The 20,996-nt window shown below is 38.0% G+C and carries 18 protein-coding genes and 1 tRNA gene; 11 read left to right on the top strand and 8 right to left on the bottom strand.

The features are described from left to right. Positions 1-4: 4 nt before the first annotated feature. Complete coding sequence (locus IGJ95_RS08835; protein WP_010735116.1) at positions 5-367, bottom strand: helix-turn-helix domain-containing protein; 363 nt, start codon at positions 365-367, stop codon at positions 5-7. Between the two features lie 316 nt (positions 368-683). On the opposite strand from IGJ95_RS08835, the gene IGJ95_RS08830 reads away from it, so the two are divergent. Beyond that, the gene (locus tag IGJ95_RS08830) at positions 684-1,073 is read left to right on the top strand and encodes a phage holin family protein (protein WP_438761736.1); all 390 of its coding nucleotides are present in this window, start codon (positions 684-686) and stop codon (positions 1,071-1,073) included. A gap of 142 nt (positions 1,074-1,215) precedes the next feature. On the opposite strand, the gene IGJ95_RS08825 is transcribed toward IGJ95_RS08830, so the two are convergent. The 5 genes from IGJ95_RS08825 to IGJ95_RS08805 all read right to left on the bottom strand — a co-directional run bounded on the left by IGJ95_RS08825 (position 1,216) and on the right by IGJ95_RS08805 (position 6,304). After that, positions 1,216-1,365 (bottom strand): hypothetical protein, encoded by a 150-nt coding sequence (locus tag IGJ95_RS08825; protein ID WP_010735118.1) that lies wholly within the window; start codon positions 1,363-1,365, stop codon positions 1,216-1,218. Between the two features lie 598 nt (positions 1,366-1,963). Further along, positions 1,964-3,763 carry a glycerophosphodiester phosphodiesterase gene (locus tag IGJ95_RS08820; protein ID WP_324186834.1) on the bottom strand — a complete coding sequence of 600 codons (1,800 nt, stop codon included), beginning with the start codon at positions 3,761-3,763 and terminating at the stop codon, positions 1,964-1,966. A 101-nt stretch (positions 3,764-3,864) separates the two neighbouring features. Further along, positions 3,865-4,461, bottom strand: a complete 597-nt coding sequence (locus IGJ95_RS08815) for a TVP38/TMEM64 family protein (protein ID WP_010735121.1) — start codon at positions 4,459-4,461, stop codon at positions 3,865-3,867. Positions 4,462-4,665: 204 nt separating this feature from the next. After that, positions 4,666-5,001, bottom strand: a complete 336-nt coding sequence (locus IGJ95_RS08810; protein WP_194928312.1) for a hypothetical protein — start codon at positions 4,999-5,001, stop codon at positions 4,666-4,668. Further along, on the bottom strand, positions 4,970-6,304 hold the full coding sequence (locus IGJ95_RS08805) for a DUF1576 domain-containing protein (protein WP_153829734.1): 1,335 nt from the start codon (positions 6,302-6,304) through the stop codon (positions 4,970-4,972). The genes IGJ95_RS08810 and IGJ95_RS08805 overlap by 32 nt, the downstream gene beginning before the upstream one ends. A gap of 254 nt (positions 6,305-6,558) precedes the next feature. Here IGJ95_RS08805 and IGJ95_RS08800 point away from each other — a divergent pair, with 254 nt between their 5' ends. Both IGJ95_RS08800 and IGJ95_RS08795 read left to right on the top strand, forming a co-directional pair. Continuing rightward, positions 6,559-7,125, top strand: coding sequence for a TetR/AcrR family transcriptional regulator (locus IGJ95_RS08800; protein WP_023519894.1), 567 nt, complete (start codon positions 6,559-6,561; stop codon positions 7,123-7,125). A 330-nt stretch (positions 7,126-7,455) separates the two neighbouring features. After that, a tRNA-Ser gene (locus IGJ95_RS08795) sits at positions 7,456-7,543 on the top strand. Between the two features lie 816 nt (positions 7,544-8,359). Here the strand turns inward: IGJ95_RS08795 and IGJ95_RS08790 are convergent. Continuing rightward, a complete protein-coding gene (locus tag IGJ95_RS08790) occupies positions 8,360-8,920 on the bottom strand; it encodes a hypothetical protein (protein WP_194179990.1) in 561 nt (186 codons plus the stop codon). A gap of 651 nt (positions 8,921-9,571) precedes the next feature. Here IGJ95_RS08790 and asnB point away from each other — a divergent pair. After that, positions 9,572-11,467, top strand: coding sequence for an asparagine synthase (glutamine-hydrolyzing) (asnB, locus tag IGJ95_RS08785; protein ID WP_010735126.1), 1,896 nt, complete (start codon positions 9,572-9,574; stop codon positions 11,465-11,467). A gap of 126 nt (positions 11,468-11,593) precedes the next feature. On the opposite strand, the gene IGJ95_RS08780 is transcribed toward asnB, so the two are convergent. Further along, positions 11,594-12,040, bottom strand: coding sequence for a DUF2188 domain-containing protein (locus tag IGJ95_RS08780; protein WP_010735127.1), 447 nt, complete (start codon positions 12,038-12,040; stop codon positions 11,594-11,596). A gap of 217 nt (positions 12,041-12,257) precedes the next feature. Here IGJ95_RS08780 and rpmG point away from each other — a divergent pair, with 217 nt between their 5' ends. The 7 genes from rpmG to IGJ95_RS08745 all read left to right on the top strand — a co-directional run bounded on the left by rpmG (position 12,258) and on the right by IGJ95_RS08745 (position 20,905). Further along, positions 12,258-12,422 carry a 50S ribosomal protein L33 gene (gene rpmG / locus IGJ95_RS08775; RefSeq protein WP_373865805.1) on the top strand — a complete coding sequence of 55 codons (165 nt, stop codon included), beginning with the start codon at positions 12,258-12,260 and terminating at the stop codon, positions 12,420-12,422. A gap of 82 nt (positions 12,423-12,504) precedes the next feature. After that, complete coding sequence (locus IGJ95_RS08770; RefSeq protein WP_010735128.1) at positions 12,505-12,996, top strand: dihydrofolate reductase; 492 nt, start codon at positions 12,505-12,507, stop codon at positions 12,994-12,996. Between the two features lie 315 nt (positions 12,997-13,311). Next, positions 13,312-14,988 (top strand): potassium-transporting ATPase subunit KdpA, encoded by a 1,677-nt coding sequence (gene kdpA / locus IGJ95_RS08765; protein WP_438761733.1) that lies wholly within the window; start codon positions 13,312-13,314, stop codon positions 14,986-14,988. Between the two features lie 15 nt (positions 14,989-15,003). After that, positions 15,004-17,034 (top strand): potassium-transporting ATPase subunit KdpB, encoded by a 2,031-nt coding sequence (gene kdpB, locus IGJ95_RS08760; protein ID WP_108145759.1) that lies wholly within the window; start codon positions 15,004-15,006, stop codon positions 17,032-17,034. A gap of 36 nt (positions 17,035-17,070) precedes the next feature. Continuing rightward, the gene (locus IGJ95_RS08755; protein ID WP_153829737.1) at positions 17,071-17,592 is read left to right on the top strand and encodes a potassium-transporting ATPase subunit C; all 522 of its coding nucleotides are present in this window, start codon (positions 17,071-17,073) and stop codon (positions 17,590-17,592) included. Between the two features lie 27 nt (positions 17,593-17,619). After that, complete coding sequence (locus tag IGJ95_RS08750) at positions 17,620-20,244, top strand: DUF4118 domain-containing protein (protein WP_438748259.1); 2,625 nt, start codon at positions 17,620-17,622, stop codon at positions 20,242-20,244. Continuing rightward, on the top strand, positions 20,222-20,905 hold the full coding sequence (locus IGJ95_RS08745; RefSeq protein WP_010735133.1) for a response regulator transcription factor: 684 nt from the start codon (positions 20,222-20,224) through the stop codon (positions 20,903-20,905). The genes IGJ95_RS08750 and IGJ95_RS08745 overlap by 23 nt, the downstream gene beginning before the upstream one ends. Positions 20,906-20,996 lie beyond the last annotated feature (91 nt).

Raw genomic sequence — 20,996 nt, 5'->3', positions numbered from 1 at the left:
ATGCTCACTTCTCTTTGCCACGTTTTCGAAATTCCCAGAAAAGCCCCGTCAATACATCTTTCACACGTTGCTTTTCTTGTTCTGTCAATGTTTCTCCACCATACGCCATATTGACATTTGAATTGAGCATTTTGTCTAACTCAAATAAATCATCTTTATTTGCCCATTTTGGCGCTTGGTTGCTGCCCAATAAGAAATCAGTTGTTACCCCAAAATAATCCGCTACTTTTTTTAAATTTTCCGACTTGGGTGAAACACGATCCCATCTTCGGATCTGGCCATTAGAGATTCCTACGGCACGTTCGACTTCAGCAAAGGTTACTTTTTTTTCTTCTGCTAATTGTTTGATTCGCGCAACTAGTGTCATAAGGAACCACCTTTCTTGATATTTAAATAGCATAAAAGTCATTATGGTTGACAATTAGCTTTTAAGCTATTATAGTTTGCTTATACACTGATTCAATTGTTCGAAAAGTTAAGAATACAGTTACTTAAAAGTTCTTTCAATAGAGCATGCTTAAGATAAAGCGTATTCTTATGATTTCTATTGACTTTATAATAGCTTAAAAGTTATTTTGTGTCAAAGATGATGAACATTGAATTGTAATCAAATTGAAGTAGTCTGTCGGAATAGGTAAGATCAAACAAAGGTTAGGTATTCCAGAAAGTGGAGGGTGAGCAAAATGATTGTAGAGAATGATGTGGTATTGAATGAGTTTAGAAATCTTGTAAGTAATGTGTACATTCAAATTTTTGTATTGATTCTGTGTCTTGATTTTATTAGTGGTATCTGTCTGAAAACAGGAAAAAAGAAACGATTCAAACGTTCTGTGGTAAAAGATGTAATCAAATATTTGTTGATTTTACTTATTGTTTTGATTGCTTATCCCTATCTCAAAATTACAGGTTTTGAAGCAATTGGTATTGCTTTGGTTTTTTCGTATTGTGCGATCTATGGTTTGTCCGTTATTGAAAATCTAAGGAACCTAGGAATACCTGTACCTGATTTTGTTAAAGTACGTTTGAAAAAATGGCGTGATTTCTCAGAGGAGCAGGGGAAGTACAAAAAATGATCGATAGGATTTTCTTAAAAGTGCTGCTAGGATATTCTTCTTATTTGGAGCAAACAAAAAAGACGTTTCTATGGCTCGTTTAGCCAAAAACGTCTTTTAATTCTCTATAGAATTATCAGCTGACATGAAAAGGGAACACTCCTTAGTTAGATTCGTGTAGCGCTTTTACTGCTTGCTCAATGGTGATCCCATAAGCGATGTGTTGTTCGTTCATTGCATCGATTGCCATGAAGCGATTCGTTGAGCTATCAAATGCTACACGATAGCTGATGCTTGTTTTTGTGAATGTCATAGATATTTCTCCTTTCATCGGTATTTGTGTATTCATGAAATTTTTCATAAAACTTCCGAATACACCTTAAGTTTAGCACCATTCTAATATTTGGGCAATCAATGTGCTATAAGATAGCTGTTGCTAGTTTACTTGAAATTAATTCTCTGAGATTCCCATCAATAATCCAATCATTAATAAAATAAATATACCAGTTTGAATGTAGACCATCTTTATTCACCTCTTTAAGATTAATGTATCTCTTTTTTGGTTTGGACTCACGAACAGTGGGGGATAATGTTCAAACAAAATTGTCATATTTTGGGTTGAAATGACTAAAATAATAGCAAAACAGGCATCAAAATAGTGAAAGTTGAAAGCGTCGAGCAAACACTTGCTTTGAGATATTTCGCAAACTTCATTATAATAAAAGAAAGGGGGCGAATCGCTATGCAAAAAAGAAAAAATTCTGGTAAACTAAGCATTTTTCTAGCAGTTATATCTGCTATCCCTGCTGTTTTAGCAGTCGTTCGAGCTATTAAGGAATCAAAGCAAAGATAAACTAAAAAAAACGTGTTGCTTACTTATCCGGTGGGATAGTGAGCAACACGTTTTTATATTAACCAACACCAAGAACAAAGTTTAATAACTTGTCAGAGTAAGTAATTTCTCCTTCAGAATCTTTGATCGTATCATTCAACGCTTGCATATCATCTGTGATGATACCATCTACACCATAAAACATCATCCGGCTCATATCGTCTGACTCATTGGGTGTCCATACATAGACTTTTTTGCCATCCTGATGAGCAGAATCAATGAAATTACGATTGATCGTACTGTACTCCATGGTCAAGAAGTCGGCAGGTGTTACTGGAGGGCCAACTAGATTAAAAGGCAAAATGTAGCCAACGTAAAAATTAGGGTTTTCCGCTTTTAAATCTGACACTGTTTGGTAAGTCAAACTTTGTAAAATATGTCCATGTGTTAAAATAGTTTCTTCGTATTTTTTAACAAAATTTTTAACTAAATCATCCGAGTCTTTTCGAGTCGTTTTGATTTCGATCAATAATTTTTGGTTCAGTTCATTTGCTCGGTTTAAATACGTATCGAATGAAACCAATGGCTCTTTGGCACCATTTTCAGTCACAGTCAATTTTTCCAGTTCTGCTAAAGTTAGGTCTTGCGGTGCTTTATTGACTCCAGTCAAATTTCTTAAATTGAAATCATGCATGACCACGAATTGACCATCTTTGGTTTCTTGGATGTCCATTTCTACATAATCTGGATGATAATCTTTGCTCGTCTTTTCTAGTGCAGCAATCGTATTTTGTGCGCTGTTTCTTAAGCTAACGCCACGATGGGAAATCGTTAGAGGTTTTGTTTCAGAAGCAGATGTCAGGTAATTCATATTGTAAATACAAACACCGACACCGAAGAAAACAGCAAATAAAGTAAACGCAGTATTTTTTAAAGCTGTGTGTTTTTTGGGCACTTCTTGTGAAGAGAACCAGCTGGGAATATCTGGTAAGAAACCTTCATCATCCATAAAATCTACAATGACGTAAAAAATTCCGACGGTAGACATCACAATATTGAACAAAAGAACGCCTTGTAAGAGTGTCATGGCAAAAACAGCACTAATCAATGAGTAATCGGAGAAATATTCCTCAACAAAGATCTGACCTGACAAGATCGCCAAGTAACTGATTGTTGAAATCAATAAAATCGTACCACTGATCACTAAAAATTGACCTGAAATCGCAAAAAAACGTGCTTTGGTCAAACGCCAACTCTCACGGATCGCTTCACGAAAAGGGCGATCTCTTAAAATCATTTCAGGTAATGCAAAGATTAAACGAATCCCGATATAACCGAGGAAGACATAGACAAGTAGAAAAGAACTTACGATGATCCAGCGGTTAGTGAAAATAAAATCCATAATAAATGCAGGAATTTTTATTTTAGAAAGTAAGTCCGAATTAAAACTTAATCCACTGATCGGTAAAATCAAAAAAAAGTAAGCTAAGAAAAATAAAAAAATCATCGGACGAACTTTTTTTATTTGTCGGATGGTCAACTGCAATAATTGCTTTAATGAAATTGGTTCTTGTTTTTTGATGAAATAAACACTCATTAGCAAAAAAGTAAACTCAAAATAGACTAAGAGCAAAATCAACAATAAGACAGCGATCAAGGAGAAGAAAACTCCTGGATGTTGCGAAATCAGTGTGGGGATATTATCCGTTGAAAGATAATCGATCGACCCACGTTGTAAAATCAAGCGTGTCATACTACCAAGCAAAGGCAAACAAATAAACAAAATAAACCCATGCATCAGAACTACATCACGAAAATAAGCTTGTGTTCCTTTCAGGAAGTCCCAAGCATTTCCTAAACTTCGTTTTAAATAAACGATCATTATTATCACCTACTCCTAACATTATAGCGCAAAAAACATAAAAAAGGAGTACTGCAGGAATCTTTCATTGCAGTACTCACAGTGTATCTATTAAGAAATCATCCTAACAAGCCAGTCAGGAAGTTACCACCATAAATCAATGCCATGCTGTACAAAAAGATCGATAAGGGTTTAGCAATCAAAATAATCAACGTGTATTTTTTGACTGAGATATTTGTCAAGCCAGCCATTAAACACAAGGCATCGTCTGGTGCTACTGGTAAGAAGATCGCTAGCGCGAAAAGCTTTTCAAAACGACTTTGGTTTTCTAACCAACCAATATATTTGTCATATGTTTTATCACTAATCATCGACAGGATAAATGGTTTTCCATATTTTCTACCTAATAGGAAAATAATGATCGAACCGATACAAATACCAACATAATTATAGATAAAGCCAGCGTAAGGACCAAAAATCAGGACACCTGCTGCGGTGCTGATCCCTCCAGGAATGATCGGTATAACGACTTGCAGTATTTGGATCAAGATAAAGATTATCGGTCCTAAAATAATTGAATCACCTACAAGACCTCTTAATGCGTTCAAATCTTTAAAGACGCCTAGATTAATAAAATAAATCGTGAGTGCAATTGAAAAACCAATACCGATGATCGATATAATATTCATTAATTTACGTGATACTGCAACGTTCATCCCTAGTCAACTCCTTCGAGGTTTTCATCTGATAATTGTATTTTACCTGAAAAGCGCAACTGCGCGCCACTATTTCAAGTGAGAAACAACAAACAATTTTGTAAGTTCAAACCAAGTATAGAGGATGGAACAAAATAAAACATCCATCTAGAGTCTTATTTACTTAATTTTATGATCTATAAAAGGATCATGGCTATTTCACATTTAAATCCGGCGAAAAATCTTGATGTTCAAAATTGGCGAATCATACATGATTTCCACATCATCGATCAGATTCCCAAGTAATCGATAGGATTCTTGGCCATGAGAAGGGGTACCTAGCAACTCGTGGTAATAGATCTCCATACTAGGATCTCTAGGTGTATTCAACAGTGAGGCCAATCTATTCAAATCTTTTGGCGGATTTTTCGTTGTTCCTTGAAATTCGATATACAGTCCTTCATCTGTATATTCTAAGCCAATACGAATCTCATTGATCTCGTGTTCGTAAAAATACGTGAGAAATTCATCAATGATCCTCTTTGATAGTTCTTTTTCCATTTCCATGTGCGTTCTTTCCCTTCCCGGTAAACGTAAAATTTTCTAGGATAGGCACTAGTATACCAGCAATAAATCCCGTTGAAAACCCACTATTATATAGATTCAATCCTCCGTGTAATGTGCTGAGATTATGGACAAGAGTAATATGTAAAAAGCCTGCAATCACTCCATAAACGCCGCCATAAAATCCACTGATCGGGGCAAGCCCTGTACCGAAAATCGCAGCTACGAGCATGGTTGTTTCGGTCATATCATGCATCGTCCCTAATATTGAGGCAATGTAGATACCAATCAAAATCGGAAAACAATTTTTAACATGACTTCCAAATGAGCTGAAACCAGCCACTGAGATGATTCCTCCCACCACAGGTCCATTTAGCACACCACCGATCAGCAAGACGTAAGACATCAATAACAAGCCAACAAAGCCCATATTGATCAAGGTGGCGCCGATACCTGATGTGCCGATGAAATCTGTTGTAAGTTTTCCAGAAGACTCAAAGATTTCACGTAATCCTTTCAATTTGAAGGCATTAAAGAAGAAGCCACAAACAGCGGTTGATAAAAAGAATAAAAAAATGATCCAAGTCAATTCATGGTGGTAATCAGTCGAAAGAATCGAATGTACTTCGATCGAATAACTAAATTGTCGAAGGATACCTGTCACCAACATAGCAATCAACCCTGAAGTAAAACCAATATTATAAAGTGTAAAACCACGATGAAAGGTCAGAGTCTGAACAGCTAGGATCGGCAATAAAAAGCCAACGATCAAACCGGCTAAATTACCCAGGAAAGCACCTTGAAGGATTGGTAAACCCATCCCGAATGTAATATAGCTGACAACAGGGGAGAGTGCACTACCAAATAAGCCAATCATTACATATTGAGAAAATGGTTTGTGCATAAAATAGGCATATAAATAAACACCGAGGATAATGGAGATGGAATTGTATAGATTTTTCCCAAAGAATGAAAAACCCGAGACAGTCAATATGGAAGCAAACATTGCACCATTCAACGTGACTTTATGGCGATAGGCGAGTAACACAGAAGAGAGTGTAAGTAAGCCTACATTCATAAATGCGCTTCCAAATCCACCTAAAGCAATATAGTCGGTCAAAAGATTACTGGGGGAGGTCATGATGACCATTAATCCCACGAGGTTATTTGATAAAGAATCGCTAAGCAATCCAATAATCAAAAAAAACACGCCTGTAAAAATAAGGTAAAAATAGTTTTTCCTTTGAGAAATGATTCTTTTTTTAGGATGAATATAAATAACGTCACTTTTATTCTTCATTACACACCTTCTTTTCCTTTTTATTTAACTATAACTTGAAAGAAAACTTTAGGTCAACTTAAATTCAACACAAAATAAAAAATTGTAAGGGGAAACAAATTACACAAAAAAATATTTAGAAAATTGAGAAAATCAATAAAAAAACACATATATGCTTTAAAATATAACAATTTAGGTATATTATTTGCAAAAATTGATCAATATCGGTTAAAATAAAAGAACAGAGACTGTAGCATGGAGTGGGGGAGTTTATTATGAGAAGAAAAGTCTATACGAAGGATCAAATTCTGAAAGCTGCATATGAAGTTGTTGCTAAAGAAGGATTTAAAGGTTTCACTGCACGAAATATCGCGAAGAAGATGGGGATATCTACCCAACCGATTTACTTAGAGTTCAAAAATATGGAAGATTTAAAAAATACGCTATTAGATGTCATCTTCCAACAGTTAGAAGAAGAAGTGTTTCCTGTAGAGCGTACAGGCGATAAAATCATTGATTTAGGATTGAATTATATTTATTTTGCTAAGAAAAACCATAGCCTTTATATGGCTTTATATATCGATGAGCATGGAAATGGTCAAAAGATGCATGATTTTTCTTATAATTATTTCCGCAAGTTATTAAAAGAGGACGCCCGCTATAAAGATTTATCGGAAGAGTATATTGATGCGCTTCATACTGGTACTTGGGTAACCATCACTGGTATTGCTTCATTGATGTCTTCTAGTATTATGCATCCGACTGAAGAGCAAATCATTTCGATCATCAAAACGACGGTCGATTCTGTACTTGCAATTGAAAATCCAGAAAAAATACGCTAATTACAACAGCATGAGGTCGAGACAGAAGTGTTTAGCCTCTAGAAATAAGACGCCATCTACGAAAAATGTTCTTCAAATTTTTGTGGATGGCGCCTTATTTTTTCGAAGAGGTTACTTCTACTGTTAACGCCGTTTATTCGTTTTTTGGTGGTGCGAGAAGACGAATGTCCGTAAGCTATTTTATTCCAATCCTGTAATTTGAAAAGTGTTTTCGGATTTAAACATAACAGTTATGGTATTTAAATGACCAGTTTACAAAACAAATAAGATGAACTGGAGTGCATAATACCTCTTGACATTTGTAGAAAAAAGATTAAAAATAGTAGGCATGGAAGGTTGGCAGAGTGGTAATGCACCGGACTCGAAATCCGGCGAGCCGCAGAAATGTGGTGCACGGGTTCAAATCCCGTACCTTCCTTATATACCAACGGTTAGACACGATTTAGGTCGTGTCTTTTTTGTTGTATTTTTATCTTAAATTATTCTTTGACTCCCCTTTTGGTACTCCTTTTATAATTTTACATACTCATCTCATGTGATTTGTAAATTTACAAACACGGTCTATTTTATGTATAAAGAAAGATCTCTGTAAAAAGAAAGAAACAACAAGGGACAGCCTAGCTATCCCTTGAAAGTCAACCGTTATGGCAGTCTTTGCAACAGTAGCGACATCCATCGAAACTTTTGGATGTGTGGGTTGTGCTTGCTTTATGTAGGGCTTCTTCACATGTAGAAAATACGCCAATAAAAAGTACATCCTCTGGACAATGCGTACATGAGATCACGTGGACTTCGTGATTTCCTCGCGCATCTGTTTTTTTGTTAAAATAATAAATTGCCATCTATATCTACCATCCTGATTTATTTCAACGTCTTGCTCGTTGATACTTAAATTATACGGGAAGGTTGAGTGAACATGAGGAATATTTTTTCGCTATGATGGAAGAGGTTGTTTTAAAATACTCTTGCAATAAAAAGGATGTAAAAAAAATTCTTATAAAAGTAGCGATTGCTAATTTTGATTTTTTTATGATTGAATCTCAAGTTCTTGCTCTTTGTTCCTCGTAATGGGGCAATCATTAGCTTCCTATCCTGAGCAATAAAAAATTTTATTTACAAGAAGATAAGCGCAAAAATCTAAACGACGGTGTAGTCTTTTTTGGTTTGTGCGCTTGTTTTCTTGTATTCAAGTAATCTGTTCTCTTTTTTAGATAGATTTTCTATTTATCTGAAATCAACTAATATAGCCATGATTTTTTAAGGATTTTTGATGTTCGCAAGGTGTTCCAACGATTGTAAAAGGAGTTATTTTAGTTGTCGTCGTTTGGCCATTCCATTCATAGGCGTAATTTCTACGGCTCCAATTCGTGTCGCAAGCGAAGCAGTGGTATTCTACCTCTATTCTTCCAGTTGCGTCTTCTGCTTGAATCCAGCCGATAGACTGAGCGGTGCCGTTCGTGATATTCGCTTGATTTAAATCCCAATCATAAGGATCTGAGCTAAAGGCGCTCAATGGTGTAGCAGGTGTATTTAATGCCTTTTCCAAAATTGGATCTGGGGTTTGTCCTTGTGTAGGTGTTTGATTTACCAGCTGTTGATCATTTGGGCTTGTTGTTTCTGTTGTGGTTAATGAACGTTCGGTACTTTTTGCCTGTGAAGTATTTGTGGCTTCTTGAATTGTCGTGTTTTGGATTTCTGGTGCAAATAACGGGAATAGCATGATACCTAATATAAATGCCCCAATAATAGTTGTTACCCCTAACAATATCCCTAATAGTACTTTTCCGATTTTCATGTTCATCCTTCCTAACTTTAAAATAAAATATGTTCTTAAATTGAGCATCTCCGAAATTCGTTTTTTCGTCAAGTGATTTGATAGCAGGTTACAGTTATTGTATATTGAATTTTATTTATTGAAATTTACCTACTCTGTATAGTGAAGCAGGTAGTACAAAGAGATACTTAGTTATTTTCAAATGTAATAAGAGGCAAATAAAAAGTTTTTTTAATATTGTGCCGAGTAGTTCTCGTTTCTACCAAACAGAATAACTGACTTTTTTTCTCGCATGATGATTTTCTTACATGCCGACGTAAAAGACAGTGATGGATAAAAGGTATCCTATCAAAGCGCAAGTAAAGAAGATTTTAGATTGAAATAAAAAATGAAATCGCTTGTTATTTTGAAGATATACGTCTACAAAAATCTCCCTATTTATGAATAACATGAAATATTTGTAAACTATAGGAGAATCCAGTAGCTTCCTAGGATAAAACATGTTAAATTAATTGTTGAGTCTACTTTTTTTAAAGATAGAGATTTTTCATTTTATTTGTTTTCATGTGACGAAATTGTAAGAGTGAAAATCATTCATTCTGGATGCCTTCCTGTGATAAGATTCATGTGGACATAATAATGGAATAGTAATTTTAGTAGGATGTGAAATAAATGTGCGGAATCGTAGGATTTGTTAATGACAAAGATAATAAAAAAGCAATCATAAATGACATGATGGATCGCATCATTCACCGCGGACCGAATAGTTCAGGTGAATACATTGATCGTGATGTGGCTTTGGGTTTTAGACGTCTAAGTATTATTGACTTAGAAGGGGGCACACAGCCCATTTACAATGAAGACCAAACAAAAATCATTATTTTTAATGGAGAAATCTACAACTATCAACCACTTAGAAAAGAATTGATCGATGCAGGTCATATTTTTAAAACCCATGCTGATACAGAAGTTTTATTACATGGCTATGAAGAATGGGGAACTGAGTTATTGCAAAAAGTACGTGGGATGTTTGCTTTTGCGATTTGGGATAATGAGAAAAAAGAATTATTCGGTGCAAGAGATCATTTTGGGATCAAACCGTATTACTATGCTGAAATGAACGGAACTTTGATGTTTGGTTCTGAAATCAAGAGTTTTTTACCACATCCAGACTTCAATAAAGAATTGAATCGGGAAGCATTGAAACCATATATGACGTTCCAATATTCTCCTTTAAATGGGGAAACATTCTTTAAAGGCGTCTATCGTTTACCAGAAGGTCATTATTTCACTTACAAAGATGGCCACATGGATATCCAACAGTATTGGGATGCGAACTTTGAAGAAAAAGGCACACAAAGCCGTCAAGAATGGATCGATCAAATTGATGAAACTGTGAAAGCATCGATCGAAGCACACACGATCAGTGATGTGGAAGTTGGCTCGTTCTTATCAAGTGGGGTCGATTCAAGTTATGTGACTTCTGTTTTGAAACCAGACCATTCATTCTCAATAGGCTTTGATGATAAAACCTATAATGAAGCAATCGAGGCACGTAAATTAACAGAAATGCTTGACTTGGATAACACCGCAGCTGTCATTGATGGAGACATGTCGTTTAAGGCTTTCCCTTTGATCCAATACCATTTAGATGAACCAGATTCTAATCCATCTTGTGTACCGTTATATTTCTTAGCGAATCTTGCGGCACAAAGTGTACGAGTGGTCCAATCTGGTGAAGGGGCAGATGAATTATTTGCTGGCTATCAATCATATGGCTTCCACACAAATTCAAAATTTATCCGAGTGATTGCTCAAGGATTGAAAAAATTACCGAAAGGCACTCGCTATAACTTAGGTAGAAAAATCGGTAAGATGCGTAATTTCCATGGTAGGATTCATCTATATGAATCTTTAGCGCCTGCCAAAGAATATTTTATCGGACATGCACGGATCTTTGAAGAAAACGAAGCGGCCAACTTGTTGACGCCAGAATTTCAACAAGCCCCAACAGTCAAAGAAATCATGGCAGAACATTATGCGAAAACGGAAGGAATCCAAGACGAGATCAACAAGATGCAATATGTTGATTTACACCAATGGATGCCAAAAGATATTTTGTTAAAAGCCGATAAACTTTCAATGGCAAGTTCACTGGAAGTGCGGGTACCACTTCTTGATATCGAAGTAATGAAATTAGCGCAACAAATCCCAAGTAAGTATTTATTGAATCAAAACAATACAAAAGATGTCTTTAGACAAGCTGCGAACAAGCATCTGCCTGAAGAATGGTCAAATCGTGTAAAACTTGGTTTCCCTGTACCGATCAAAGCTTGGCTGAAAGAAGAACATGGCTATCACCAAGTAAAAGAATTATTTGAAGCTGATTTTGCGAAAGAGTTCTTTGATCAAGCGAAGATCATCAAATTACTTGATGACCATCATGAAGGTAGAAGTGAAGAACAGCGTAAGATTTGGACGATTTTCAGTTTCTTGACGTGGTACAAAGTTTATTTTGTGGATGAAACGATTCCTCAAGCTGAACCGATCCAATATGTAACAGTTTAGACGATCCAACTATGTTTCTATTGAACGCAAAAACGAAGAGTGCCGATCCATAATGGGCAGACTCTTCGTTTTTTGCCGTAAATCGGACTAGGTTGATTTTTTATTCAAAGGTACGATAGTATACAATCAGTAATGGACTTCTCGCTCAAATGTGCCATCTTTTTTATAGATCATCAAGGATGTTTCTTTATTACGAGCTACTTCTTTTCCTTTTTCAATGGCGTCTTCTTTATGATCGAAGTGATTGCTTGCTTTTTCAGCGCCTTTAGAGCGAACGATCCAATGATCTTCTTCGAATTTGACTTCGACTGTGGCGTCTAATAATTTGGCTGCTCGCGGATTGCTATCATGCTTGTCATTTTTTTGTGGATTTTTCTCTTTTGAGAAAGCTTTCTTCTCTTTCTCATCTGCACTTTCAACCCATTCTTTCGCTTGACTGATCGCAATCGGGATTGCACGATCATCAGGATAGCCTTCATCTAAAAGCGCATTGCCGATATCGATTGCTTTCTTTTTGGTCAATTCTTCCAAGTTCTTCATGGCTGGTGGAAAATCTTTCATATTCCAAGGCATAGTTAACTCCTCCTAAAAGAATAATTGATTTTACTACTATAACAAGTGTAATCTCAACTTGGTAAAAAGAAAAATCATCTGTTTCAATTTTTGCTATGCTTATTTTTTGCTCGTCAAGTAGAACTACTTAACAAAATCGTGAAAAAGGCTAGCAATCTGATAAAAATCATGGTAAGATAATCAAGTCTGAGAGTCATCTTAGAGGATTCTAGTATAAATGGGAGGGAAAATCATGCGCGTAAACATTACTTTAGAGTGTACTTCTTGTAAAGAACGTAACTACCTAACTAACAAAAACAAACGTAACAATCCTGATCGTTTGGAAAAGCAAAAATATTGCCCACGCGAACGTAAAGTTACTTTGCACCGCGAAACAAAATAATATGTCTAAAAAAGTTTGGGTCTGTACCCAAGCTTTTTTATTTTTAGTATAATCAAGTAGTAGATGAAAGGAGCGAGTCAAAATGTTTATTTCCATGTGGGCCCAAGACAAGAATGGGTTGATCGGTAAAGATGGGTTATTGCCTTGGCGTTTGCCAAATGATATGCGTTTTTTCAGAGAACATACGGTGGATCGTTTATTAGTGATGGGGCGTAAAACATATGAAGGCATGGGCGACCTATCTCTTCCTTATCGCCACATCATCGTGTTGACTACCCAAGAAGATTTTGAGGTCAAAGAAAATGCAGAAGTCATGCATTCGATCGATGAATTATTGGCTTTTGCGGAGACTGTTTCAGAAGATATTTATGTTTCTGGTGGAAGTCGGATCTTTCAAGAACTATTGCCCCAGACTGGGATTATTTGGCGAACACTGATCGATGGTGAGTTTGAAGGAGATACGTATATTGGAGAGATCGACTTTAGTGATTTTGAACTAGCAGAAGAACATATCGGTATCACGGATCAAGAAAACCATTATGCCCATCGCTTCCAAAAATGGGTAAGAAAGTAAGCTCTGATCATTGATGCATAAAATGGAGGATTGAAAGAAATAAAGGGAGATGTTCAAGATCATGGGAGCATCTTTTTTTTGTCTTATTTATAGAGAAACAGCTAAGTCAAGCGAGCGTTGCTCCTTAAGGTTTAGCTGTTTTTTTGTGTTGTATAAAGAACATATAAAGAAATTTCTTGAATATTAACACTATCTTTATAGTCCTTTGTCTATGATGAAAACAAAGGAGAGGAAGAAAATGATCTTATTTTTAGGTTGTATCAGTATTATTTTGTTAGCTTATCTATTTTGGTTTTTATTTAAGGGGGAAGAGCAATGATGAGTGCAGTATTTCAAGGGTTGTTTTTCTTTTTTATTCTACTCGTTTTAGCCGCACCTCTTGGGTGGTACATCAAGTTGATCATGACAGGGGAAACACCAAAATATGTACGTTTCATCCAACCAATCGAACGCTTTTTTTATCAATTGATTGGTCCTGAGAGTCAAAAGAAAATGACGGCGAAGCGCTATTTAGCGCATGTGTTGGGTATTGGAATCTGTTCTTTGCTATTTTTAACCGGATTATTGATGGTCCAAGGTTGGCTTCCTGGCAATAATGGCGTGGAAAATCTGTCATTTGATTTAGCCGTGAATACAGCTGTTAGTTTTGTGACAAATACCAACTGGCAAGCTTACGCAGGAGAAGTGACACTGTCGAATACGACGCAAATGCTTGGTTTGACTGTTCAAAATTTCTTGTCAGCAGCTGTAGGTTTAGCGGTTCTTTGTGCATTGATCCGCGGCATCATCCAAAGGAAATCAAGCCAACTGGGCAATTTTTGGCAAGATCTAGTACGCAGTTTGCTTTACATTTTTTTACCACTTTCATTAATTACTGCTGTACTTCTGATTTCCCAAGGCGTGGTTCAAACGTTTAGTCATGGGATGTCATACACTGGTCTATCTGGAGAATCTTTATGGTTGTATCTAGGACCTGTGGCCAGTCAAGTATCCATCAAGCAATTAGGAACCAATGGTGGTGGATTTTTTGGTGCAAATTCCGCTCATCCATTTGAGAATCCGACGATTTTTTCTAATTTCATCGAGAATCTCGCCATCTTGTTGATACCTACTGCATTGATTTTTGCTTTTGGCTATTGGGTCAAAGAATGGAAACAAGGTCGAACGATTTTGATCGTTTCGTTTGTTTTTCTTTTTGCAGCTTTTGTAGGTGTAGCAATTAGTGAATATCATGGGCCCGCTTTTACGGATGTTCTGGGTTCACTGAATATGGAAGGAAAAGAAGTACGTTTTGGTGTGGGTTGGTCAAGCTTATGGGCTGTTAGCACAACAGCGGCATCGAATGGATCAGTCAATGCGATGTTGGACAGTTTTACGCCTCTCGGTGGTGGTATTCCGCTTTTCTTGATGCAATTAGGGGAGATCATCTTTGGTGGTGTGGGTAGTGGATTATATGGCATGTTGGCATTTCTACTACTGACGGTTTTTATCGCTGGGCTACTTGTCGGGCGTACGCCAGAATATTTAGGCAAGAAAATCGAGGCTTTCGATATCAAGATGGCTAGTTTAGTGATTTTGACGCCAGTATTATTGACGTTGTTTGGTACGATGGCAGTTTCACTGCATCCTGATGTTTTAACTTGGTTGACCAATAAAGGGCCTCATGGATTTAGTGAGTTGCTTTATAATGTGACTTCTCTAGCAAATAATAACGGGAGTGCATTTGGTGGGTTGACGGCAGATAAATCGTTTCTAAATCTTTTAGGAAGTGTCTTGATGTTGTGCTCTCGCTACATTCCGATCGTTGCTATTTTGTTCTTGGCTGAAAACATGGGAAGGAAGAAAACCATCGCGATCAATGATGGAACACTTTCAACAACGAATGGCACATTCATCTCCATGTTGATGATCGTTATCCTTGTTGTCGGAGCATTGAGCTTTTTACCAGCGTTGGCATTAGGTCCGATCGCTGATCATTTTACCTTAAGTTAGAAGGAGTAAAATCAAATGAAAACTATTTATGTATGGGCAATCAAAGAAGCCTTTGTCAAATTAGACCCAAGACAACAAATCAAAAACCCAGTGATGTTCATGGTCTACATCGGAGCGATCTTAGCGACGATCCTTTGTTTTGAACAAACAACCGTGCCTTTATGGTTTACTATAACGATCACCTGTTTGTTATGGATCACTTTATTGTTTGCAAATTTTGCCGAAGCAGTGGCAGAAGGTCGCGGAAAAGCGCAAGCAAATAGCTTGAAGCAAGCAAAAAAAGAAGTAGTCACTTATAAGATCAATCGCTTAGAAGACATTGAAAACCAAGAATTTATTGAAATCAAATCTTCTGATCTCAAAAAGGGGGATCTGATTTACGTAGTATCGGGTCAACAAATTCCGGCGGATGGTGATGTAATCGAAGGAGCTGCTTCAGTGGACGAAAGTGCCATTACAGGGGAATCAGCGCCAGTAATCCGTGAATCAGGGGGCGATCGAAGTGCCGTTACTGGTGGGACGACGGTGGTTTCTGATTACTTGGTGATCCGTGTGACATCCGAAAATGGACACTCCTTTTTAGATCAAATGATTTCAATGGTGGAAGGGACACAACGAAAGAAAACCCCGAATGAGATCGGGTTACAAATCTTTTTGATCACGTTAACGATCATCTTTTTAGCGGTCTCTGTTAGTTTAGTTCCTTTTACCGAATTCAGTAGTCAGCTGTCAGGTAAAGGGGCGCCGATTGCGACGATCGTTGTCATTGCTTTATTCGTATGTTTAGCGCCAACGACGATCGGTGCATTGATTTCATCGATCGGAATTGCTGGAATGAGTCGATTAACGAAAGAAAACGTGATTGCAATGAGTGGTCGTGCCATCGAAGCAGCGGGAGATGTTGATGTATTACTGTTAGATAAAACAGGAACGATTACTTTAGGAAATCGTCGGGCAAGTGAGTTTTTACCGGTCAATGGCGTCACAGAACAACAATTAGCTGATGCAGCACAACTTTCATCTTTAGCAGATGAGACGGCAGAAGGCCGCAGTATTGTCATTTTAGCTAAAGAAAAATTTGCTTTGCGGGAACGTATTTTTGAAAAATCTGAAGTGAAATTCATTGATTTTAGTGCGCAAACCCGCATGAGCGGCATGGATTATCGTGGCGATCAGATCCGTAAAGGTGCCGCAGATACGATCAAGAAATATGTGCAGGCACGTGGTGGACAATATCCAGAAGAATGTGATCACATCGTTGCAAAAGTTGCCCAAGCTGGCGGAACTCCTTTGGTGGTTGTAAAAAATGATCAAGTGATGGGGGTCATTTATCTCAAAGATATTGTAAAAAATGGCGTACAGGAAAACTTCGCAGATATGCGTAAAATGGGGATTAAAACTATCATGATCACAGGAGATAATCCTTTGACAGCAGCGGCGATTGCGGCTGAGGCGGGGGTCGACGACTTTCTCGCAGAAGCAACACCTGAAAATAAAATGGATCTTATTCGTGACTATCAAGAAAAAGGTCATCTTGTAGCAATGACAGGTGATGGAACGAATGATGCGCCAGCATTAGCACAAGCGGATGTGGCAGTGGCGATGAATACAGGGACACAAGCAGCAAAAGAAGCGGGCAATATGATCGATTTAGATTCTAGTCCAACGAAGCTATTGAAGGTCGTACGTATCGGTAAACAATTATTGATGACTAGAGGTGCTTTGACCACGTTTAGTATTGCAAATGACGTCGCTAAATATTTTGCTGTGATCCCAGTCTTGTTTTATGGGATCTATCCCGAATTGGCCCAATTGAATATCATGGCATTAGGTAGTCCTCTTACGGCGATTTTATCGGCTGTTATCTATAATGCAGTGATTATTGTCGCATTGATTCCTTTAGCGTTAAAAGGAGTCAAGTATACAGAAAAACCTGCCAGTCAGATTTTGCGGCATAATCTATTGGTCTATGGATTAGGTGGTTTAATTGCCCCATTCATATTCATCAAACTGATCGATCTCGTTTTGAGCTTTTTCTTAATATAAAAAGAAAGACATTTTGCAGAAAGAAGGAATTCACCTATGAAAAAGATCCTTAGAGCACAGCTTAGTTTTTTATTCCTCAGCATCCTACTCTTCGGTGGGCTATACACCGTCGCTGTTACTGGTATCGGTCAACTTTTCTTTGCTCATCAAGCCAATGGTAGTCAGGAAGTCGTTTCAGGGAAGGTGGTTGGCTCTTCGTTGATTGGACAATCCTTTCAACAGGCAGCTTATTTTAGTGGAAGAGGGCAAGACGTGACCCAACTTTCACCAACCTCATCGGAGCAAAAGAAATTAGTAGAAGATAAAACGAAATTGGCACAACAAAGCAATCAAACTACGGAGATCCCAATCGATTTAGTCACAAACTCTGCAAGCGGTGTTGATCCGCATATCAGTGTGGTAGCCGCAGAAAGTCAAGTCTCTCGTATCGCTAAAGAGCGGGGAGAAGAGGTTACTAAGATTCGTGCTATAATACAGGAAAAAGCACAAAAAGATTGGTTTTCAGATCGAATGTTTGTCAACGTGCTTGAATTGAATCTGTCACTTGATAACATGTAGGTGGCAGAGGGGTTAGGAGAAACAAAGATGGAAAGACAGGATGTTTCAGAAATGTTACACCAGCGTGAAAAAAGCCGAGGACGTCTACGGGTGTATTTTGGTTTCGCGGCGGGAGTCGGCAAGACGTATGCAATGCTGGCGGAAGCACAAGAGCTGAGCGTACTAGGTAAAGACATTGTGGTAGGCTACATCGAACCTCATGATCGCCCGGATACGAACCAATTATTAGAAGGATTACCACAGATTCCTTTAAAAGAAGTGACGTATAAGGGGCTGACTTTGAGTGAACCTAATATCGATGCCATTATCAAACGTCAGCCAGAGATCGTTTTGATCGATGAATTAGCCCATAGTAATGCGCCAGGATCAAGAAATCGCAAGCGATATCAAGCTATCGAAGAATTATTGAATGCAGGAATCAATGTCCATACGACGATCAACGTCCAACATATTGAAAGCTTGAATGATATCGTTGAAGAAGTGACTGGGATCGAAGTAAAAGAAACGGTTCCGGATACGTTTTTCCAACAGGCGACATTGAAGGTGATCGATGTGGAACCAGATGAATTGATCGATCGTTTAGCGCAAGGGAAAATCTATGCTGATGAAAATGCAAAACGCGCCTTGCAGCACTTCTTTATTCCTAAAAAATTGGAACAGTTACGAGGTCTAGCGATTCAACGGGCTTCGGATCATATCAATCGTGTGATCGGTAAAACAAATGGTGTCCAAAGTAAATTGATCACGATCGTTCAAGATGCTTTCCCTAAAATGGCTGAGAAAAGTATTCGGTGGACTGCTCGGTTAGCTCAAGGCTTGGGGGCAGAATGGATCGTGCTATACATTCGTTCCGATGATCGTTTACAAGGGACGAATGACTTAGCGGAGAAACTTGGCGCAGAAGTCGTGGTAATCGAGGAGGACCATTCATTTGAAACGATCGTCGAATATGCTAAACTGGTCGGCGCAACCGATTTGATCATCGGTAAAAATTTGGCGAAACCGTGGACGGAGCGATTGTTTTCAGAAGAGCTGGATGTACGACTGCTCAAACGATTGCCAGAAACTGAACTTCACTTGATTCCTTATAAAGAAAAACGTTCAACCATCCTTTCCCATTCCAAGAAACTAGTGGAAGGGGGAGGAAAAGATTTTGCGATTTCATTGATCTGTGTGTTCGTAGCAACGCTCTTGACTGAAGTGATGCAATATCTTCACTTTGGAGAACAAAACTTGATGTTGGTGTACATTTTCTTTATCTTACTTGTTGCCCGTTTGACCTCTGGCTATTTTTGGAGCGCATTATCTTCTATTTTAAGTGTCTTAGCTTTCAACTGGTTTTTTGTCGAGCCGCTGTATTCCTTGACCGTATATAAACAAGGTTATCCGATTACTTTAGTCATCATGCTGATCGTTGCACTGATGATCAGTAATTTAATGGTTCGTCTGAAAAAACAGGCTGTCCATGCCAGAGAAAAAGAACAACAGATGGAAATTCTGTATGAACTGAACAAGCAGTTTGTTTTAGCAGAAGATCAGCAACAAATCGTTGAATTATCTGCCACTTATTTAGGTAGACTATTGGATCGGGAAGTGATTTTCTTTGATAAACATGCCATCAAGCTAAGCCAATATACACCAAAAGATGCCCCATTTTTACTCGATCATCCAGAAGAGGCAGCAGTAGCTTATTGGACGGCTAAAAATCAAAAAGACTCAGGTTATGGAACGGATACATTAAGTGGCGCAAAAGGTTTTTATTTACCGATTGTCGCAAATGGTAAGACGTTAGCTGTTTTAGGGATTCGTCGCAGTCGCGGGCTGCCGATCGAGGATAGTCAATTGAATTATTTACGGTTAGTGTTGACCCAGCTTGCTGTTATCTTAGAGCAAACAGAGCTTAAGAATGAAAAAGAACAAATTGAGTTAGAAAATGAACGTGAAAAAGTTCGCAGTAATTTATTACGTGCGATCTCCCATGATTTGCGTACACCATTGACTGCGATTTCTGGGATTGCAGAAACACTCTTGCAAACAGATGAAGAGCTGAAACAAGCAACGCGCCAAAAATTGCTGACCGATATCCAGACAGAATCCCAATGGTTGATTCGAATGGTGGAGAATCTGTTGTCGATCACACGGATCAATATGGACACGATGCAAGTGAAAAAAACAACAGAACCGATTGAGGAAATCATCGAAGCAGTCTATGAACATGTCACAAAAGTTTATCCTGACAAGGAACTATTGGTTCATTTACCGACAGCGGTTTTATTTGTCGAAGTTGACCCTATCTTGATTGAGCAAGCGATGTTCAATCTGGTGGAAAATGCGTTTCGTCATGGATCGACACAAGGGCAAGTAGAAGTTAGCGTGTTTCAAGAGGGACAACAGGTCATTTGCGAAGTGAAGAATGATGGTGAAATCTCATTGAAGCAATATGAAAAAATCCAGATGAATCTATCTAATGAAGAAGAAGTACCAATCGATTCAAAAAATGGTCTTGGCATTGGATTAAGTATTGTCAAAACCATCATCCATGCCCATAATGGGAAATTAGAGATGGCTGTATCAGAAGGGAAAACAGTGGTTCGCATCTATTTGAACAAGAGTGAGGAGGTGACGTTACATGAGGAAAGTACTATTGATTGAAGATGACCCAACGATCACTGATTTTATGGAAGTCGTGTTGGCAAAAGAACATTATCACGTTACGATTGCCACAACAGGCATGGAAGCTTTGCATGTGTTCCAAGAAGATTCCTTTGACTTGATTTTGCTCGATTTAGGTTTGCCAGACATTGATGGCATCGAATTATTGAAAATCATTCGTAAACGACTGGCTACACCGTTGATCGTGATCTCAGCGCGAAACAACGAGCATGAAAAAGTCAAAGCCCTTGATCTCGGTGCTGATGATTACGTCACTAAACCTTTTGGGATGAATGAATTACTTGCTAGGATCAGAACCGCTTTTCGTCATCGTAAACAAGAGGAATTACCTTCAGTCATCACCAATGGTGAATTGACTTTGGACACAGAAAGCCAACTGTTAACCAAAGCAGGAGAACCGATCCATCTCACTAAGAATGAATATCGCATTTTGCTCGTATTATTCCAACACCTTGGGAAGGTCGTCACTTATCGCGTATTAACATCAGAAGTTTGGGGGCCTTATGGAACAGATTCCCAAGTGTTGCGAGTGAATATGTCAAACATTCGGAAAAAAATCGAGAAAAATACCATTCGTCCAGAATATTTGATCACTGAGATCGGAGTTGGCTATCGGTTACGTGATTACCGAAATTCTTAGTAAGCGACAAACAAATTGAATATCGAAAAAAACGACAATCACCGAAGAATTTTACCTCTTGGTGATTGTCGTTTTTCGATGTGCTGTTTAC

The sequence above is a fragment of the Enterococcus sp. AZ156 genome, assembly GCF_051714165.1.
GTDB classification, from domain to species: domain Bacteria; phylum Bacillota; class Bacilli; order Lactobacillales; family Enterococcaceae; genus Enterococcus_B; species Enterococcus_B pernyi.
The sequence above is the reverse complement of the archived record's forward strand: the minus strand, read 5'-3'. Positions and strand labels throughout refer to the sequence as shown.